We start from the raw sequence: 2,194 nt of genomic DNA, 5'->3' as shown, positions 1-2,194 counted from the left end.
TGATAACTGATAACTGATAACTGATAACTGATAACTGATAACTGATAACTGATAACTGATAACTGATAACTGATAACTGATAACTGATAACTGATAACTGATTAAGACATTTCTAACATTCTTTGAATCGGCAACAGTGCCTTAACTCTTAAATCTTCAGAAATAGTAATTTCTGGAGTTGTATCTCGCATACAGAGATACAATTTTTCGAGAGTGTTCAGTCTCATGTAGGGACACTCATTACAAGCACAGTTATTCAAACCTGGTGCGGGTATAAATAGTTTTTCTGGGGCCGATTTTTGCATCTGGTGAATAATCCCCGGTTCTGTGGCGACAATAAAGGTTTTTTCAGAACTTTTCAGGGAATAATTTAATAGTGCCGTCGTGGAACCAATATAATCGGCATGGCGTAAAACCGATGATTCACACTCAGGATGGGCGATAATTTTTGCTTCTGGATGGGCAACTTTTAATTCTATTATCTTGCGTTCGGAAAAAGTTTCATGGACAATACAACTACCCTGCCAGAGGACTAAATCTCTACCAGTTTGCTGACTGACGTAACGTCCCAAATTGCGATCGGGAGCGAAGATAATCGGTTGATGGGCAGGGATTTGATTAACTATTTTGACTGCGTTGGAACTGGTGCAGATAATATCACTCATGGCCTTAATTTCTGCACTGCAATTGATATAGGAAATCACGATATGATCGGGATATTGGGCTTTAAAACGAGCAAAATCTTCAGGATGACAACTATCAGCTAAAGAACATCCTGCATCTAAATCCGGCAGCAATACCAACTTATCGGGATTTAAGATTTTAGCTGTTTCTGCCATGAAGTGAACCCCCGCAAATACGATCACATCTGCTGGCGTTCGGGCAGCCTGTTGGGATAAACCGAGAGAATCACCAATATAATCAGCTATATCCTGTATGTCAGAATTTTGATAGTAGTGAGCCAGAATAACGGCGTTTAATTCCCGTTTAAGCTCTTTAATTGCCGTAAATAGGTCATCAGGTAAGCTCGATCGATTTGTGGGTTGAACAGTTGTGAACACGGCGGCATTTATGGTTATTTTTACCAAATACTAAACAAGTTCCTAGATCATAGCAAATTTTTTTTAAGGGGAGTGGGGGAGTGGGGAAGTGGGGAAGTGGGGGGCAACTTTGATTTATTATCCTGAATTCTGTCTCCGAACTCCGAACCCCGAACCCCGAACCCCCATCCCCTATCAATGCTAGGATAAAGGCTTGAGTAGAGAACGATCGAGCCAAAGCCATGTCATCGACAGAAGTAAAAACCCCACCCCCAGACAGTCCTGAATTCCTCGATGAGTTACCCGGAGAAGTGGAAATGTCCTTATTTGACCACTTGGAGGAATTGCGGCGCCGGATTTTTTATAGTTTAATTGCCGTGGCTGTAGGTGCGGTGGGATGTTTTATCTTCGTTAAACCCCTAGTGCAAGTGCTGGAAGTTCCCGCCCAAGGAGTAAAATTTTTGCAGTTAGCTCCGGGAGAATTTTTTTTCGTCTCCCTAAAAGTAGCTGGATATAGCGGCATACTGGTGGCTAGTCCGGTCATTCTCTTACAAATTATCCTCTTTGTGCTGCCGGGGTTAACCCGTCGCGAACGGCGTTTAATTGTCCCGGTAGTCTTAGGATCGAGTGTTTTATTTTTTGCTGGTTTATTTTTTGCCTATATTGCCCTGATTCCCGCCGCTTTAAACTTTTTTGTCAATTATGGGGCCGAAGTGGTCGAACAAGCTTGGTCGATCGAGCGCTATTTTGAATTTGTCTTACTTTTGCTGTTTAGTACCGGCATCGCCTTTCAAATTCCCGTTATTCAATTGATTTTGAGCTTTTTAGGCATTATTTCCTCGCAAACGATGTTATCGGGTTGGCGTTTCGTGGTTTTGGGTGCGGTGATTTTAGGCGCAATTTTAACCCCTTCCACAGATCCTCTCACCCAATCCCTGTTAGCAGGGGCGGTCTTGGGTCTATACTTTGGGGGGATTGGGGTAGTGAAATTAACGGGACGTTAACTAGCTATTAGCCGTCAGGCTCTTCTCGACTTTGTGTGATAATTTTTGCTTATGAAATCGTGAAATGTTTACTGGGAAAGACTTTTAGGACTATTTGGTTAAATAAACTATCAGTATAGACCTCGTTTCCACACAGAAACCAGAAGAGCC

General features: G+C 42.4%; 2 protein-coding genes. One reads left to right on the top strand and one right to left on the bottom strand.

Annotated features, from left to right (window positions below; genetic code table 11):
- Positions 1-101 precede the first annotated feature (101 nt).
- Positions 102-1,061, bottom strand: a complete 960-nt coding sequence (nadA, locus tag PX481_RS09060; RefSeq protein ID WP_043998788.1) for a quinolinate synthase NadA — start codon at positions 1,059-1,061, stop codon at positions 102-104.
- Between the two features lie 221 nt (positions 1,062-1,282).
- Between nadA and tatC the strand changes: the two genes are divergently transcribed.
- Positions 1,283-2,044, top strand: a complete 762-nt coding sequence (tatC, locus tag PX481_RS09055) for a twin-arginine translocase subunit TatC (protein ID WP_002770330.1) — start codon at positions 1,283-1,285, stop codon at positions 2,042-2,044.
- The last annotated feature ends 150 nt before the right edge of the window (positions 2,045-2,194 follow it).

It is taken from the genome of Microcystis sp. M53603_WE2, from assembly GCF_030065435.1.
This window is presented reverse-complemented; position numbering and strand designations above follow the sequence as displayed.